At 44.1% G+C, this 16,391-nt stretch carries 16 protein-coding genes and 2 pseudogenes; 13 read left to right on the plus strand and 5 right to left on the minus strand.

Features of this window, described 5'->3' with window-relative positions:
- Nucleotides 1–115: 115 nt before the first annotated feature.
- Both V7K36_RS16150 and V7K36_RS16155 read left to right on the plus strand, forming a co-directional pair.
- Nucleotides 116–1,135 (plus strand): tRNA-dihydrouridine synthase family protein, encoded by a 1,020-nt coding sequence (locus V7K36_RS16150; RefSeq protein WP_335117336.1) that lies wholly within the window; start codon nt 116–118, stop codon nt 1,133–1,135.
- 456 nt (nt 1,136–1,591) lie between these two features.
- Nucleotides 1,592–2,368 carry a class I SAM-dependent methyltransferase gene (locus V7K36_RS16155; RefSeq protein WP_335117338.1) on the plus strand — a complete coding sequence of 259 codons (777 nt, stop codon included), beginning with the start codon at nt 1,592–1,594 and terminating at the stop codon, nt 2,366–2,368.
- 100 nt (nt 2,369–2,468) lie between these two features.
- Here V7K36_RS16155 and V7K36_RS16160 read toward each other — a convergent pair whose 3' ends face one another.
- On the minus strand, nt 2,469–2,600 hold the full coding sequence (locus V7K36_RS16160; protein ID WP_335095735.1) for a hypothetical protein: 132 nt from the start codon (nt 2,598–2,600) through the stop codon (nt 2,469–2,471).
- A 101-nt stretch (nt 2,601–2,701) separates the two neighbouring features.
- Here V7K36_RS16160 and V7K36_RS16165 point away from each other — a divergent pair, with 101 nt between their 5' ends.
- On the plus strand, nt 2,702–4,063 hold the full coding sequence (locus tag V7K36_RS16165; RefSeq protein ID WP_335117340.1) for an NAD(P)/FAD-dependent oxidoreductase: 1,362 nt from the start codon (nt 2,702–2,704) through the stop codon (nt 4,061–4,063).
- Nucleotides 4,064–4,186: 123 nt separating this feature from the next.
- Here the strand turns inward: V7K36_RS16165 and V7K36_RS16170 are convergent.
- A pseudogene (locus V7K36_RS16170) lies at nt 4,187–4,324 on the minus strand (LuxR C-terminal-related transcriptional regulator); the annotation flags it as partial.
- Between the two features lie 275 nt (nt 4,325–4,599).
- Here V7K36_RS16170 and V7K36_RS16175 point away from each other — a divergent pair.
- A complete protein-coding gene (locus V7K36_RS16175; RefSeq protein WP_335117342.1) occupies nt 4,600–5,496 on the plus strand; it encodes an SDR family oxidoreductase in 897 nt (298 codons plus the stop codon).
- Nucleotides 5,497–5,527: 31 nt separating this feature from the next.
- Here V7K36_RS16175 and V7K36_RS16180 read toward each other — a convergent pair whose 3' ends face one another.
- The 3 genes from V7K36_RS16180 to pgsA form a co-directional block, all read right to left on the minus strand.
- Nucleotides 5,528–6,580 (minus strand): aldo/keto reductase, encoded by a 1,053-nt coding sequence (locus V7K36_RS16180; protein ID WP_335117344.1) that lies wholly within the window; start codon nt 6,578–6,580, stop codon nt 5,528–5,530.
- A 443-nt stretch (nt 6,581–7,023) separates the two neighbouring features.
- Nucleotides 7,024–7,722, minus strand: a complete 699-nt coding sequence (locus V7K36_RS16185; protein WP_335117346.1) for a class I SAM-dependent methyltransferase — start codon at nt 7,720–7,722, stop codon at nt 7,024–7,026.
- 264 nt (nt 7,723–7,986) lie between these two features.
- Nucleotides 7,987–8,505, minus strand: coding sequence for a CDP-diacylglycerol--glycerol-3-phosphate 3-phosphatidyltransferase (gene pgsA, locus V7K36_RS16190; RefSeq protein WP_334831173.1), 519 nt, complete (start codon nt 8,503–8,505; stop codon nt 7,987–7,989).
- Nucleotides 8,506–8,642: 137 nt separating this feature from the next.
- On the opposite strand from pgsA, the gene V7K36_RS16195 reads away from it, so the two are divergent.
- From V7K36_RS16195 to V7K36_RS16235, 9 genes and pseudogenes are all read left to right on the plus strand, one after another.
- Nucleotides 8,643–10,064 (plus strand): aspartate ammonia-lyase, encoded by a 1,422-nt coding sequence (locus tag V7K36_RS16195; protein ID WP_335117348.1) that lies wholly within the window; start codon nt 8,643–8,645, stop codon nt 10,062–10,064.
- A 105-nt stretch (nt 10,065–10,169) separates the two neighbouring features.
- Entirely contained in the window at nt 10,170–11,141 is a 972-nt protein-coding gene (locus V7K36_RS16200; protein WP_335117350.1) for a DUF362 domain-containing protein, read from the plus strand.
- Between the two features lie 971 nt (nt 11,142–12,112).
- Complete coding sequence (locus V7K36_RS16205) at nt 12,113–12,472, plus strand: leucine-rich repeat domain-containing protein (RefSeq protein ID WP_335117352.1); 360 nt, start codon at nt 12,113–12,115, stop codon at nt 12,470–12,472.
- Nucleotides 12,473–12,480: 8 nt separating this feature from the next.
- A pseudogene (locus V7K36_RS16210) lies at nt 12,481–12,705 on the plus strand (hypothetical protein); the annotation flags it as partial.
- Between the two features lie 21 nt (nt 12,706–12,726).
- Nucleotides 12,727–13,074, plus strand: a complete 348-nt coding sequence (locus V7K36_RS16215; RefSeq protein ID WP_335117354.1) for a hypothetical protein — start codon at nt 12,727–12,729, stop codon at nt 13,072–13,074.
- Nucleotides 13,075–13,087: 13 nt separating this feature from the next.
- Complete coding sequence (locus tag V7K36_RS16220) at nt 13,088–13,870, plus strand: COR domain-containing protein (protein WP_335117365.1); 783 nt, start codon at nt 13,088–13,090, stop codon at nt 13,868–13,870.
- Between the two features lie 36 nt (nt 13,871–13,906).
- The gene (locus V7K36_RS16225) at nt 13,907–14,533 is read left to right on the plus strand and encodes a toll/interleukin-1 receptor domain-containing protein (RefSeq protein ID WP_335117355.1); all 627 of its coding nucleotides are present in this window, start codon (nt 13,907–13,909) and stop codon (nt 14,531–14,533) included.
- Between the two features lie 500 nt (nt 14,534–15,033).
- Nucleotides 15,034–15,201 carry a hypothetical protein gene (locus V7K36_RS16230; protein WP_335117357.1) on the plus strand — a complete coding sequence of 56 codons (168 nt, stop codon included), beginning with the start codon at nt 15,034–15,036 and terminating at the stop codon, nt 15,199–15,201.
- A 622-nt stretch (nt 15,202–15,823) separates the two neighbouring features.
- The gene (locus tag V7K36_RS16235; protein ID WP_334831163.1) at nt 15,824–16,012 is read left to right on the plus strand and encodes a hypothetical protein; all 189 of its coding nucleotides are present in this window, start codon (nt 15,824–15,826) and stop codon (nt 16,010–16,012) included.
- Nucleotides 16,013–16,391: the final 379 nt, after the last annotated feature.

A 16,391-nucleotide genomic window follows, 5' to 3' on the forward strand; every position in this document is an offset into this window, starting at 1 on the left:
ATGTTGGACTGATGGCATTTTACCTTAATTGCAGTTTTGGGCTTTTATGTTCGCAGTTCCTAACAAGTAACCATTTTTTGATACAGTGATGCTTTGTCGATCGCTCTTCATCTCTATGTCCCAGGTATCGCTTCCCCAATCGCTCCATCCATACCTACCCCTCACTGCTCTTGCGCCCATGCAGGATGTGACAAACCTCTGGTTTATGAAGGTGATTGCCCATTACGGCAGTCCTGACTATTTCTTCACCGAGTATTTCCGCGTCAATGATACCTCACGGCTCAATCGTAGCATTCTGGCAGCAATCACCGAAAATGACACGGGTCGCCCCGTTTTTGCTCAAATGATTGGCGAAAGCATTTCAGACTTAGTAAGAACAGCAAAGGAACTCTGCAACTATAATATCGCTGGAGTTGACTTGAACATGGGCTGTCCAGCACCTAGAATCTATCGCAAAAATGTTGGGGGTGGATTGCTGCTCTTACCAGAAAAAGTGGATCGGATTTTGGGAGAACTGCGTTCTGCTGTCAACGATCGACCTTTGACCGTCAAGATGCGCGTAGGGTTTGAAAATACAGATAACTTTTACGAAATTCTAGATATAATCAATCGCCACAGCATTGATTTACTGAGTTTGCATGGTCGCACGGTGAAAGATATGTACCACTCTTCAGTGAAATATGATTTGATTGCTGAAGCGGTAAGCCGAGTCCATTGTCCAGTGCTTGCCAATGGTAATATCGACTCTGCGACAACTGCTGTTAAAGTGCTTTCTCAAACGGGGGCGGCGGGTGTGATGGTGGGACGCTGGGCGATCGGGAATCCTTGGCTTTTTAATCAAATTCGGCAGGCTTTGCGCTTCGAGCCGATCACGCCGGTTCCTTTAGTAGAGGTACGCAACTATATTGATCGTTTATGGCAAACCCCCACAGCCGCAACTATGCCAGAGCGAGCGCGCGTAGGCTACCTCAAAATGTTCCTCAATTATATTGCCCTGAGTGTTGACGCTGAAGGTGATTTCCTGCGGCTGATGCGACAGACGCAGACTGAGGTAGAACTGTTTAACCTCTGCGATTGCGTTTTCCTTGCTGATAAAAACAAGACTTTAGCCTTAGCACCGCTTCTAAAAATCTAGGTAAACCTGGGGTTTGCATGATTTAATATCATGTCCGCTTGATTACTTATTAAACTCGAAGAACCCCACCCCGGCAAAGCTATCTTTTCCTCTCTAGGAGACGCTCTTGGCGTTCGCTTGAATACAAGCTCAGATAATTCTTAGAATAAAGTAGAAAAGCGAGTGAATTTTGTCAATACCTCCAGATATAGAAAGAAAACTTCTCATGATTAATAAGTTTTCGAGGAATATTTATTTATACTCATGAAAAATAAAAAATGCCTTCAACTGGGGGTTATTTTTTGGCGGTAATTTGAGAAAGTTAATAGATGCGATATACCCTATTTGAAGGGGCTATTAACCCTTATGCTGAAGTGGAAAGTAAAAACAACAGGTATGAAATTTACACAAAATCTCACCCCCCGCCTTAGCTTACTAAAAGCCCTAACTCTAGCTTTCCTCCTATTGGCATGCATAATGCCCCCAACTGTTCTAGCCAACGAAAGGGAAAAAGCGACATTTGATAGCACAACCACGCTTCAAACTATACTTACCAGCAGTCATCGCTCCGTTGCAAATCGTGACCGAGACAAGTACCGCCACCCAGCCCAGACTTTGAAATTCTTCGGTTTACGCTCCAATATGACCGTAGTTGAATTGTGGCCAGGGACCGGGTGGTATACCGAGATATTAGCTCCATTTCTAGCTGCAAAGGGTCAACTCATCGTTACTAACTTTGCTCCTCGCACGAGTAAACCCGCTTTGGCTTTCCAAACTGTACTAGCAGATCATCCAGAAGTTTTTGGTAAGGTCAAAGTAGCCCAAATCAATCCCCCAAACGAAATCACCTTAGCCCCAGACAACTCCGTGGACATGGTTGTTACCTTCCGTAATATTCACAACTGGGTCAAAGCTGGCTATGCCGAGCAGGTTTACGCTGCGGCTTACAAAGCACTCAAGCCCGGGGGCATCTTAGGGGTGGAAGAACACCGTGGCAAACCAGATATTTCTTTACAAGAGAGTATTAAAACTGGCTATATGTCAGAAGATGGGGTAATTGCTGCTGTGGAGAAAGCCGGCTTCAAATTCGTGGGCAAATCAGAGATTAACGCCAACCCAAAAGATACTAAGGACTATCCAGGCGGAGTTTGGACACTACCTCCGACCCTAAGCCAAGGTGAAAAGGATAGGCAACGCTTCGTCGCCATTGGGGAGAGCGATCGCATGACTCTTAAGTTCGTAAAACCAAACTGATGATTATAGGACTTACGCAATAACTCTCTAAAATCTTATTCCTTTGTGTCCTTTGCGTCCTTTGCGGTTCGTTTTTTCATGATTTTGCGTAAGTCCTAGATTAATCAAGAAGGCGATCGCTCATAACATTCAAGCGAGGAGTCACTAGAACAATTACCGTCCGGCTACCACCAACTAGGAGATGTTTCTTGTTCGGTAAATCCGAATAAAAACTAACTTTGGCTACTTTCATTATTTTTTTAATTGTTCTAAATAAACGGCAACCTGCATGATAATTCTGTTAGAACTTTGTTAAGAATAGTTACAACTTCTTAACACAAGGAAATATTTATTATGGTAGTCTCTCTTGAGAAGAATGCACCGCATCAGGTAGTTATCGTTGGTGGTGGCTTTGGTGGACTGTATACAGCAAAAGCTTTAAAGACAGCAAATGTAAATGTTACTCTCATTGATAAACGTAACTTTCACCTATTTCAGCCGCTTTTATATCAGGTTGCCACAGGTGCGCTATCACCTGCTGATATTTCCGCACCATTGCGATCTGTATTTAGCAAAAGCAAGAATACAAAAGTGTTGTTGGGAGAAGTGAATGATATTGATCCAAAAGCGCAACAAGTTATTCTAGGTGATGAATTAGTACCTTATGATACATTAATTGTCGCCACAGGTGCTAACCATTCCTATTTTGGTAAAGATAACTGGAAAGAATTTGCTCCGGGCTTGAAAACTGTTGAAGATGCCATAGAAATGCGTCGCCAGATATTTTCGGCATTTGAAGCGGCAGAAAAACAAACTGATCCAGAAAAACGCCGTGCTTTGTTGACTTTTGTGATTGTGGGGGGTGGTCCCACGGGTGTAGAATTAGCAGGTGCGATCGCGGAATTAGCATACCAAACGCTCACAGAAGATTTCCGCAGCATCAACACCTCAGAAGCGAGAATTTTACTATTGCAAGGGGGCGATCGCATCCTCCCACACATTGCGCCAGAGTTATCGAAAGTAGGAGCAGAATCTTTGCAAAAGTTGGGTGTGGCTGTCTACACTAACACCAGAGTGACAAATATTGAAAATAACATCGTTACTTTCAAGCAAGGCGATGAATTGACAGAAATTACCTCAAAAACTATATTGTGGGCAGCAGGTGTTCAAGGTTCGCCTATGGGGAAAGCCCTAGCAAAAAGTACAGGTGTAGAGTGCGATCGCGACGGGCGTGTGATTGTAGAACCGGACTTGACTATCAAGGGTTATAAAAACATTTTTGTAGTGGGAGATTTAGGCAACTTCTCCCATCAAAATGGTAAACCCTTACCTGGTGTTGCACCTGTAGCCAAACAACAAGGAGAGTATGTAGCCAAACTCATTCAACGAAGGCTTAAAGGTAATACTTTGCCACAATTTCGTTACAATGACGTGGGTACTTTGGCGATGATTGGGCAAAATTTAGCTGTTGTAGATTTAGGCTTAATCAAACTCAAAGGTTTCATTGCTTGGCTCTTTTGGCTAGTAATTCACATCTACTTCTTAATCGAGTTTGACACTAAATTAGTAGTAGCAATTCAGTGGGGGTGGAATTATATCACTCGTAATCGTCGCTCTCGATTGATTACAGGTCGAGAAGCTTTTGTAGAAGCAAAAACTGTTAACAATAGCGTGCAACAGCCTTCTAGTCCTGCAACGGCTGAATGCAAAAGTTGAACCTACAAATGTTGAGTTAGGTGATGTAAGTCGGGCAGTGCCTGCAATTGCTGTTTGACCTCAGAATCCCCCGAATCCGCTTCGCTAAATTCGGGGGAGTATGTCAAGAAACATTCGCTTTCAGGCTTGCTTGACAGAATTTTTAGTAATCCAAAGTTGATTCCCAATTTCTGCGTTAGTTCGCCCCAAAGCAACCAATTCTGCAATTTGCAACTCATGAGGCGTTAAGCGAGCAGTTTTAAAAGGTTGGTGCTGCGACTTTCCTGCGGAAATTGCTTGTGAACGAACTGTTGCAGCCCAAACATAAATACTCACCAATTTTTGGCATGATTTGCGATCGCAAATCATGCTCACTACTTTCTCCCACCAAGTAGACGCAACATCTGGTTGTTGGGAGTCTGCCGAAAGGTAGAGTCAAACAGATGCACGGGAGTCTTAAAACTGTTACTAATTACAACAATGATGTTGCCCCAAGTGGATGGATGCAATCCAAAAGCGATTCTAGAATTGGATACACCACAACATGGGAACAACAGATGACAAATGATCGATTGGAGATGCAAGATCCACGTCTGCAATATCCAGGACCGCCCTTCCCCCGTCAGCCGCAGCCTGCACCGGGACTTGCTCAACAGATGAACCCTCAGCCGGATCACGGCGAGGAGAGCTATACAGGATGTGGCAAGCTTGCAAACCGAAAGGCGTTGATCACCGGAGGAGATTCCGGTATCGGGCGTGCCGTAGCGATCGCATTCGCACGTGAAGGGGCTGATGTGGCAATCTCCTATCTTCCCAGTGAAGAGTCGGATACACGAGAAGTTATAAAACTGATCGAACAAGCGGGACGCAAAGCCGTCGCTCTTCCGGGTGACATCACGGATGAGAATTTTTGCCGAAAACTTGTGGCGGATGCAGTAGAATCTCTGGGCGGTTTAGATATTCTTGTAAATAATGCCGGCGCACAGAGTACTAGTCCTTCCATTGGCGATATCACCACCGAGCAGTTCGATAAGGTGCTTAAGACTAACCTCTACGCGCTATTTTGGATTACACAGTCGGCAGTACCGCACCTAAAACCGGGCGCAGCCATCATTAATACAGCTTCTATTCAGGCGTATGAACCTTCAGAGGGACTCATTGACTATGCGCTCACCAAAGCAGGTATTGTTACTTTCAGCAAAGCACTCTCTAAACAAATGATTGAGAAAGGTGTGCGTGTCAACGTTGTAGCACCCGGTCCGTTCTGGACGCCGCTACAGCCCAGTGGTGGTCAGACTCAGGAAAAGATTGAGAAATTTGGCTCCACGGTTCCACTGGGACGACCCGGACAGCCCGTAGAGATCGCTCCTATATACGTGCTGCTTGCTTCACAGGAGGCAAGCTACATTACAGGAGAGGTTTATGGCATAACAGGTGGTGTCGGTATTGCCTAATGTCTGTTGTGCTGCTCATGAACCGAAGCAGCTACCCCCAGCCCTGAACAGTCGCACCGCCGAAGATCCCACGGTTCACCTCACTCGTGAAGATGCCGTAGGGGAAGGCGGGGTCAAGCGCACTGCTCTGGTTTAGCATCTGCAACTGTTCCGGGGTGAGGCGGATGTCCAGGGAGTCCAGGTTATCGTGTAGTTGTTCGAGTTTACTGATACCTAGAATGGGCGAGGTAATGCCGGACTGCGCCGAAACCCAGGCGAGGGCGACCTGCGCCAGTGGACGCTCAACTTGCGCGGCGACCGTCCGCAGGGTGTCGAGGACGCGCCAGTTACGATCAGTAAACTTCTGATTGCCGAAGGGATTGCTGCCACTGAGCCGTCCCTGTCCGGTAGCTCCTTCGCCCTCGCGCTGGTACTTGCCAGCAAGAAAGCCGCCAGCAAGCGGACTCCAGGGACAGATGCCGAGTCCACAGTCACGGGCAGCAGGCAGATGTTCGCGCTCGATGCTGCGCTCGGTAAGGGAGTATTCAAGCTGCAAGGCAATCGGTGCGGGAATACCGTGCGCTGTAGCAAGGGCGGCTGCTTTGGCAGTGTACCAGGCGGGCACGTCTGAGAATCCAAAATAGTGGATCTTGCCAGCGCGCACCAGATCACCGAGCGACTGTAGCACCTCTTCGACGGGCGTGACCAGATCCCAGGCGTGCATCCAGTAGAGGTCAATGTAGTCGGTGCGTAGCCGACGCAACGATCGCTCCAACGCACGGTACATGTTCTTGCGTCCGTTACCGCCCCCATTCGGGTTGCCTGGTTCGCCACTGTGAAAGGTGAATTTGGTTGCAAGTACCAGTTGATCGCGCAGACTGCGATCGGCAATATAGCTACCGATTAGTTCTTCGCTGCGACCCTTGGCATAGACGTCGGCAGTGTCGATGAAGTTGCCGCCCGCCTCGACATAGGTGTGGAAGATAGACCCCGAAACCTCGTCGGGCGCACCCCATCGCGGGGTGCCGAAGGTCATAGTGCCGAGGGCAAGCGGGCTGACAATTAAGCCAGAGCGACCAAGGGTGCGGAAGGCGGTGAGGCTCATGGGATTTCTCCTCTAACTGGAACATAAAAGGTCTGTGGAAGTGTTTTGTCTCCACCAATAAGGCTGAAGACAGAGAAAGGGACGGAGAAAATTATGAGGCGTCCAAAAAAGGATGTAACAAAGCCGACGAAAACCCTTACCTCATCATCGGGATTGGGGTAGAAATTTAAAACAAAAGTATACTCAGATTAACAAGACTTTTAGCATTATCTTAAACTAAGATAATGCTAAAAGCTGAATTTAATATTTATCTGAAAAATTTACTTTTTCTCTCAGATCCATTTGCTTTAGCGATCGCACTTTTTTAGACAAACTATGTACATCCAAGGGGTTGCCGTAGACATCGCCCAAACCATCGACATCTCAGAATATCGAAAGCTTTGCTGATGTTGACTATTGGGTAGACAATGATCGCCTTGGGACTGAACTTAAACTCTTTGAGATTAAACTGAGTGGCTAATAGGATTATGTCTTTGATATTCAATTCGCATCTGCTTAACCTCAAATTGCTCAGAGTCCGAAAACACAAGTTGTTCTACTTGATATAATCCTAAAGTTTCAAACTGTTTAAGTTCCGAGCTTGATAATGCCCAAGGTGGTCCATTCGGTTCAACTTCTGTGTCTCGGACACGAGTAATCAGCAATAGTGTTCCATTTGGAGCAACTACATGGGCAACTGAAGAAATAACTGAAGAACGCACATTTAAGGGTAAAGCTTGAATATTGCGACATTCAAAAACAAAGTCAAAGGCTTGATGCCATTGTGAGGGAATTGCTAATAAATCAGCAACTACGTAGTTGACAGTCGAATCAGGAAATCGCTGCTGACACCAGGAAATAGCTGTTGGAGAAATATCAAAGGCGGTTACTTCAAATCCCAGATTCGCTAAAGCTTCGGCATCATCTCCTAAGCCACAACCAATTACTAACGCCTTTTGCTGTGAGGTAAATGCTTCACGATTAGTCAACCAATCTTGCAGATAAGGGTGAGGAACTAACTTGGCCCAAGGAATTTGTGCTGCATCACCTTTAGCATCGGCATATAAAATATCAAACCACGCCGATGGTTGTGATTTTTGTAAAGCTTCTGTAGCTAACTGATTAACATAAAACTGCAAATTTTCTCTTTCTTGTTCCAACATATAAACCGATACTACTTCATTTTAATAATTCAAAATTCACGCCTTCAAACATTTTAGACAATTTCAGACTCTTATTTAAACCCCGACTTAAATTGAGCGGAGTCGGAGACACTCCGCCCACCTACTTACGTGTAATGGTACAGGTCTTCAACCCTTCGATTTCCGATAAACAGATACGGAAATATCATCCCTCAGTTTATTTTCAATTATGGCAGTCTATGTGAAGGCAAACCTCCTGGTTTCCGTTTTCGTGTTTCGCTGTTTTCAATCAGCAGCGCTAGCTTTTTGCGGCAAAAGATAAATACCCCCAGAGATTAAAGTCAGGGCGACAGAAACCCAAAAGGCAATCAGAGAGGGAATTTGCCACACTTCAGGTAGGGGCGCAATCAGAAGCGCGATCGCAACTATTTGACTAACAGTTTTGAGTTTACCCCAAATGTTCGCCCCGGTAATCGTCGTTTGATTCACCCGCCAACCAGCGATCGCTAATTCCCGCGCTAAAATCAAAAACACTCCCCAAGCTGGCACTTTTCCTAGTTCAATAAAAACCATCAACGGCGCAAGTACCAGCAATTTATCCACTAAGGGATCAAGAAATTTACCCAAGTCAGTAATTTGGTTGAGTTTTCGCGCCAAATACCCGTCTAACCAATCAGTCAATGCAGCAATCAGAAAAATCGCCAAACATATCCACTTAGCTTGAGGTGTAGGATTATATAAACCGTAAAGCAGAAATGGTATCCCCAATAGGCGAGAGAAGGTAATCCAGTTGGGTATGCTCATAGGGAATTCAAAAACCAAAATTAACAAGTGTAAAGCAACAAGCAGTCAAGCAAATATGCAAAATATATGCAGATTAGTGTATCTGAGTGTGCCTGCGTGGGAAAATCTGTTTTCTGTAGCTGTCTTAAAACAATACTATGACTGAACACACAAACTCTCAATTCCGCATCGAACGCGATTCAATGGGCGATCGCCAAATTGCTAGTAGCGTTTATTACGGTATTCAAACGCTGCGGGCTATCGAAAATTTCCCCATTAGCGGCATCAAGCCTCTACCTACTTACGTAAATGCTGGATTAATAATTAAAAAAGCTACAGCAATTGTGAATGGTGAACTGAATTGCATTCCTGAAGATATTAGTCAGGCGATTGTGCAAGCAACTGATGAAATCTTAGCTGGGAAATTCCGCGATCAATTTGTCGTGGATGTTTATCAAGCGGGTGCTGGAACATCCCACCACATGAATGTCAACGAAGTTCTGGCAAATCGCGCCTTAGAAATTCTTGGTGAAGAAAAGGGGAATTATAAACGTGTTAGTCCCAATGATCACGTTAATTATGGGCAGTCTACCAATGATGTGATTCCGACCGCAATTCGTATTGGTGGTTTATTGGCATTATCCAAGACATTACACCCAGCAATAGAAGGGGCGATCGCATCCTTAGAAAACAAAGCTGTAGAATTTCAAGATATCGTCAAATCTGGCAGAACCCACTTGCAAGACGCTGTACCCGTGCGTTTGGGTGAAAATTTTCGGGCTTGGGCGCAAATTCTTACAGAACATCAAAACCGGATTTACACCGCCTCTGGTGATTTGATGGTGTTGGGTTTGGGAGGTAGTGCAGCCGGAACGGGGTTAAATACTCATCCTCTATATCGCGCCCGTGTAGTGGAAGTTCTCTCAGAATTGATTGACACTCCTTTAGAACCTGCGCCCCATCTCATGGCAGCCATGCAAAGTATGGCACCATTTGTAAATGTTTCCGGTGCTTTACGCAACTTAGCGCAGGATTTAGTCAAAATCTCTCATGATTTACGGCTGATGGATTCGGGGCCAAAAACTGGCTTGAAAGAAATTCAACTGCCTCCAGTACAACCCGGTTCCTCGATTATGCCAGGTAAATATAACCCAGTCATGGCAGAGATGACATCAATGGTGTGTTTTCAGGTGATGGGTTACGACAGTGCGATCGCATTAGCCGCACAAGCCGGACAATTAGAATTAAATGTGATGATGCCACTGATTGCCTATAACTTGATTCACAGTATCGAAATTCTGGGTAATACCATCGCCGCACTCACCGAACGCTGCATTGAGGGAATTACTGCTAACCGGGAACGTTGTTTAGCTTATGCTGAAGGCAGTTTAGCTTTAGTAACCGCACTAAATACCCACATCGGTTATTTAAATGCCGCAGCTGTCGCCAAAGAATCTTTAGAAACTGGCAAATCCCTGCGCCAAATTCTTTTAGAACGAGAATTGATGAGTGAAGCAGACTTAGCCACAGTGTTAAATCTAGAACAAATGAGTGGTATCTTACCCCTCAAGACAGAATAATAGTTATGGGGCATTGGGCATTGGGCATTGGGCATTGGTTATTATTCTTCTCCCCCTGCTCCCCCACTCCCCCACTCCCCCACTCCCCCACTCCCCTATCTATCTATGCAGATTCAAAAACCATCCGTCAGTTTAATTCGGGCTACATCTTACGAACGAGAGGCTTTACGAGAATCCTTAGTTATTCTCCTGGAACCTTTTGGAGGAATGGCAGCGTTTGTGAAAAAAGGCGATCGCGTTTTACTCAAACCGAATCTACTTACAGGGTCACGTCCTGGTAAAGAGTGTATCACTCGTGCCGAACTAGTTTACGAAGTTGCCCAGATGGTAATTGAGGTTGGCGGTAAGCCCTTTTTGGGCGATAGTCCGGCTTTTGGCAGTGCTAAAGGCGTAGCAGTAGCAAACGGCTATCTGCCTATTTTAGAAGAACTCAATCTTCCGATCATCGATTTTCACGGTCAGCGTTACCAAACCGTTAGTGACAATTTTAACCATTTGCGGCTGTCTAAAGAAGCAATGGAAGCAGACGTAGTGATTAACCTACCTAAAGTGAAATCACATATGCAGTTGACATTAACACTGGGCGTCAAAAACTTGTTTGGTTGCGTCCCTGGCAAAATGAAAGCTTGGTGGCACATGGAAGCCGGAAAAGATGCGAATAGATTTGGTGAAATGTTAGTAGAAACTGCCAGGGCAATTAACCCTAACTTAACCATATTAGATGGCATAATCGGTCATGAAGGTAATGGCCCCAGCAACGGTGAACCTCGCCAACTTGGCATTTTAGCAGCCGCATCAGATATATTTGCCTTAGATCGGGCAATGGTAGAAATCCTCAATGTTTCTCCTGAACAAGTGCCTACAGTTGCAGCTTCCCAAAGACTAGGAGTTTGTCCAGAACTTGCTGCCATAGAGTTTCCGCATTTAAATCCTGACTTATTAAAAATAGAAGATTGGCGGCTACCAGACAAGTTGATGCCCATCGATTTTGGTATGCCCCGCGTAATTAAGTCTACGTTTAAGCATCTTTACACCCGATTTATCAAGGAACCAACGAGTGTTTACGGAAGGGAGTAGGGAGTGGGGCTATTTCATTCTCATCTAGTCCGCCTCAGAATTCATTCTGAGTCTAATAGCGAAAGTCGTCTAAAGACGACTAATAAAAGGTTATAGTCCGTTTTAACGGACTTTAGCTAAAAGCCTGTGAACTTCAGTTCTGGGCGGTTTCTGTCTAGAACGAAATAGCCCTGGAGTAGGGAGTGGGGGAGCAAGAGTTTTAGATTTTAGATTTTGGATTTTAGATTGAAATTTAATCCAAAATTTAAAATCCAAAATCCAAAATTGAATTGCCCAATCCCGAATTTGCAAGTGCAAACTTCGTTACAACAATTTCATTTATTAGCAGATTAATCTGTAATTACCCTCCGATTGCTTAACCAGACCGCCCTATCATAGTTAGTGGCGGTTTTTTTTAGCTGATTAATTTGTCATAGCAGTTCCCAGGTGCATGAAGTAGATATCAAAACCTCACCCCCAACCCCTCTCCTTAATAAGGCTACGGTGTACACACAAGTCGAAAAAAGCTCGATTTCCCATTGTTCTCTCGTTCTCTGGTTCTCTCGTTCTCATGCTCTGTATGGGAATGGCTGATTAGGGGCTGCTGCCTCCAGTCAGACATTGAGCCAGAGACTCAACGAATGCATTCCCATACGGAGTATGGGAACGAGGGAAGGAGTTGGGGGTTAGGTTTGAGAGAAAGTCGCACATGGCGTAACACCCTGCAATGCCAATGCATCAGCTGACAATGCCAATGCGACTTGTACTACATCGATATCTCTAAACACGTAAGGCATAATTCATTTCTGAAGATGTTTACTATAGCGATCGCCTTTTTTACAGTTATTTTCAGGTAAATAGACTACGCGGTAGCGAACATTGCTCATTGCCTCAATGCAATTTTATACAGGCTACATTATTAATAGCTTAATTTCTCTGCTGCGGGTCTAAGCAGCAACTCGTTGTCAGGCATCGCCTCTGTAAAACCCGAAATGACTAACGAAGAACTGCTGCAAATTATTGAACAAGCTGCCAGAGACAAGGTGACAGAATTAGACCTTTCTGGCAAAGACTTAACAACCCTGCCACCGGAAATTGTCCAACTCACCAACTTGCGATCGCTCCAACTCAGCTTTAATCAACTGAGCAGTCTGCCAGCAGAATTTGGACAACTCACCAACTTGCAAATCCTCAGCCTCTATAACAATCAACTGAGCAGTCTGCCAGCGGAATTTGGACAACTCACCAACCTGCACATCCTCGACCTCAGCAGTAATCAACTGAGCAGTCTGCCACCGGAAATTGGCCAACTCACCAACCTGCAAACCCTCTTCCTCGTAAAAGCTCTTTAGCTAAGAAAATCAAAGATGAAACCTACGAACTTCAACAAGATGAGGAATCAACTGAAGGCATTGAAGTCATCCAGTGGCACTTTACACAGCCCAATGGCAAAGATTTTCGCGTCAACATTTGGGACTTTGGCGGACAGGCAATCTACCATCAAACCCATCAGTTTTTCCTCAGCAAGCGATCGCTTTATGCTTTAGTTGCCGATACTCGCAAAGAAAACACTGATTTTTATTGGTGGCTCAAGGTTGTCCAACTTTTGAGCGACAAAAGTCCAGTTTTTATCATCAAAAACGAAAAACAAGACCGTCAGTGCGAAGTCGATGGAGGAAAGTTACGAGGAGAATTTGAAAACCTCAAGGAAATTCTGCCAACCAATTTAGCTGATAATCGCGGTTTAGCGGAAATTAAAAAGGCTATTCAACTTTACATCAGTAATCTTGAACACGTTGGTACACCTCTACCAAAACTCTGGGTAAGAGTCAGAATCGCCCTAGAGAACGATTCCCGAAATTACATCAGCGTTGAAGAATACTTTACTCTTTGCCGAGTCAATAATTTAACTGACAAGAAAGATATGCTGCTCAAGCGCAGCATATCTCCATGATCTCGGCGTTTGCCTGCACTTTCAAGACGATTCTACACTCAAACACTACGTCATCCTCAAACTGGAATGGGCGACAACTGCCGTCTACAAAGTTTTGGATAATCAGACTGTTAACCAAAATCTAGGTTGTTTTACCAAAGACGACCTCGAAGATATTTGGAAAAGCGGCGAATATGCTGATATGCGCGATGAACTCCTGCAATTAATGATGCGGTTCAAGCTTTGCTACGAAATTCCCGGTCGTCGTGACATTTATATTGCCCCGCAATTGCTTTCCATTGAAAAAGCTGATTATACCTGGGACGATCGCCACAATCTCATCCTGCGCTACACCTATACATTCATGCCCAAAGGCATCCTCACCCGCTTTATTGTCGAGACGCACCCTTGGATTGAACAGCAAAAACTCGTTTGGAAAAACGGTGTTGTTCTCAACAAAGACCAAACTCGTGCTGAAATCATTGAAAACTACAATCAACGGGAAATTAAAATCCGTGTAGCCGTAAACCGTACAAAAGAATTGATGGCAGTCATCACCCATGAACTCGAAAAAATCCACAACTCTTACGAAGGTTTGCAATATCAAACTTTAGTTCCTTGTAATTGCAAGAATTGCAAAAATCTGCCCACACCTTATTCCTATTCTCTGGACTCACTCAAAAAACGCTTCAATGCTAGCCGTTACCAAATTGAATGCGAAAACAGCTATGAAATGGTAGATGTCCGCAGGTTAATCGATGATGTTTTGTTCCAACCCGCTAAAGCAGATGGGGAAATCAACCCCCAAGTTGCATAGTTGCAAAGGGAACTGGAGCAAGAAAGAAATGAATCGTTGACGCATCGGCTACAAGATAGCAATCAACAGGAAAAAGGCATGATGAATAGTCAGTCTGCAATGGAATTGGAGAAGGAAATTTTCATCTCTTATGCTTGGGGTGGAGAAAGTGAGCAATTTGTCAATCAATTGGATGAGACTTTGCAGGCAAAAGGAATCAAAATCATCCGCGATAAACGCGAGTTGGACTACAAAGGATCGATTAAAACCTTCATGGAACGGATTGGACGCGGTAAATGTGCGATCGCAGTTATCAGTGACAAGTATTTAAAATCTCCCAATTGCATGTTTGAGCTTGTGCAAATTGCTAAAAATGGTAAATTTGGCGATCGAATTTTCCCGATTGTGTTAATAGATGCCCAAATTTTTGATCCTCTTGAAAGACTTGAATATGTTAAGCATTGGGAAGAAAAAATTAAAAAATTAGATGAAGGGTTGAGAGAAGTTTCCGCAGCTAATTTACAGGAATTTCGTGAAGATATTGAGCAATACACCGAGATTCGCCACACGAGCGGTGAACTAACCAAACTGCTAAAAGAGATGAACACGCTCACCCCTGATATTCACAGTAAATCAGAATTTGAGGTATTGCTGAATGCGATCGCACTCCGTCTAAATGAGTAATATCATGTCGGCTTGATTACTTATAAAACCCTAAGAACCCCACCCCGCCAAAGCTACACTTTGTCTCCCCTCCCCGCCGGCGGGGCTACGGTGTACACACAAGTCATCAAATTACCCAAAACAAAAGAAAAACCTCACCCTGTCAAGAAAGGACATCCCTCTCCTTACTAAGGAGAGGGACAGGTTTTGCATAGCAGAACCAGGGTGAGGTTTTTCAGGGACTATGAGACTTAACCATAAATTGCCTCATCAAAGACTTGTGTGTACACCGTAGGCCGGCGGGGAGGGGCTGGGGGTGGGGTGCAATGACAGTGGGAATCAACTATAGCAATTCTCGTTTGCATTAAGTACATTTTTCAACCTTACCCCCAACCCCTCTCCGAACTCACGGCTATCCATTACCCGGATCTTTCTCAACAAAACTACAATTTACTTAAAAATAAGCAAAAGGCTTGGTAGGTATAGTTTTGGAATGGGATAGTAATCACGGGTGGTGGATAATGGAAAAGTGGGCATCCGAAGAATTGAAACATCAAGCAATCCGTGCAACCCAAGCATGTGGAACATTAATAGTATCGGTCAAACGTAATCCAGAAAGGTCAGCCAGAACCACAGAACTGACAAGTATTTTTACTCTACCTATATATAGATTGACAAAATTGCTGTGATATTACATAGATTTGAAAATTGAAATTCTGAAATATTTGCTTAGTAGTATCACTGAATCCATGCTGCACAACACAGTTGAGGTATCTGTATTTATTCGGTAGTTATGAGTGGTTACAAAATTCATTCCTACCAATTTCTTCTTTTGGGTCAAATATTTTTGTGTATATCTACTATACAACAATCGAAACCACCGATAGATATTCAGTACAATTGCTAATTTGTGTTCTGTATCACAAATTAGCAAATTCAGTAAAATGACCTTATCAAAGGCGTTGCAGAATGATATAATCATAAAGTATCGGACAAATACATTTTGCTAATTAATCTTTAAGCAGCGAAAAAATGTAATTTATAATGCTGTTAAAGTTGGGTTTGCGTATGCGAACCGTTACACCATACAGGGAAACATCTGAAAATATTAATCACAAAATAAAACATGATTTGTTGACTTGTAATTTGGTATTAAGAATTTCATGTATCAAAACGCTATCATGACAGTTGTAAAACTAGTTGAGCTTGTACAATGCTAAACATTTTACAGTTGAAAAATAGCTAAAATAGCATCAAGACTCTTACTGAAAGAGTAGACCTGCACAGTATTACGAATAACTTCAATTTTGTATGAATTCAAATAGCCAGTCTGCCAATTCTGCCGACACATATTCCCAACGTTTGGCAGACATTGTGGGAACTGCGATCGCTCTGTTAACTCTCACCCTACCCGTATTTGTTATCGCCCACTATTCTTCAACGAATGTTGAAAATAACCAGCAACCCCTGATCCAAAACCTCAAAGGAAGTCAAGATTGATAAAGCTTCCCAGTAGCATTTCACCAGCAGGAAGCGTAGCATCAGAGTCGTGAGTCGTTCACACAATCTCTGTAGATTTGGATGTAGTTTATCAGCAATAAGCTGAATCTGTATTGTGTCACTCCGGGTTTCAGTTGTCTTGACAAAGTAGTGGCAAAATGCCTCTAACAGCAATCAAGGGCGGAGGATATCCATAATACCCTCTTGAAAAAAGCGTTGCGAGGAAACTTCGCAACGCTTTTTCCATTTCAAGAGGAGTGGGGGAGTGGGGGATAAGTTTCTTCCTTGTCTAGGTAGGGTCGAGGTGTGCATTACTGCAACACCCCTCCCATCCGAAACCGTGCTTGCGACTTTCACCGCACACGGCTACTCAGTGTGT

It is taken from the genome of Nostoc sp. (assembly GCF_036919555.1).
In the GTDB taxonomy this organism is placed as follows: Bacteria; Cyanobacteriota; Cyanobacteriia; order Cyanobacteriales; family Nostocaceae; genus Nostoc.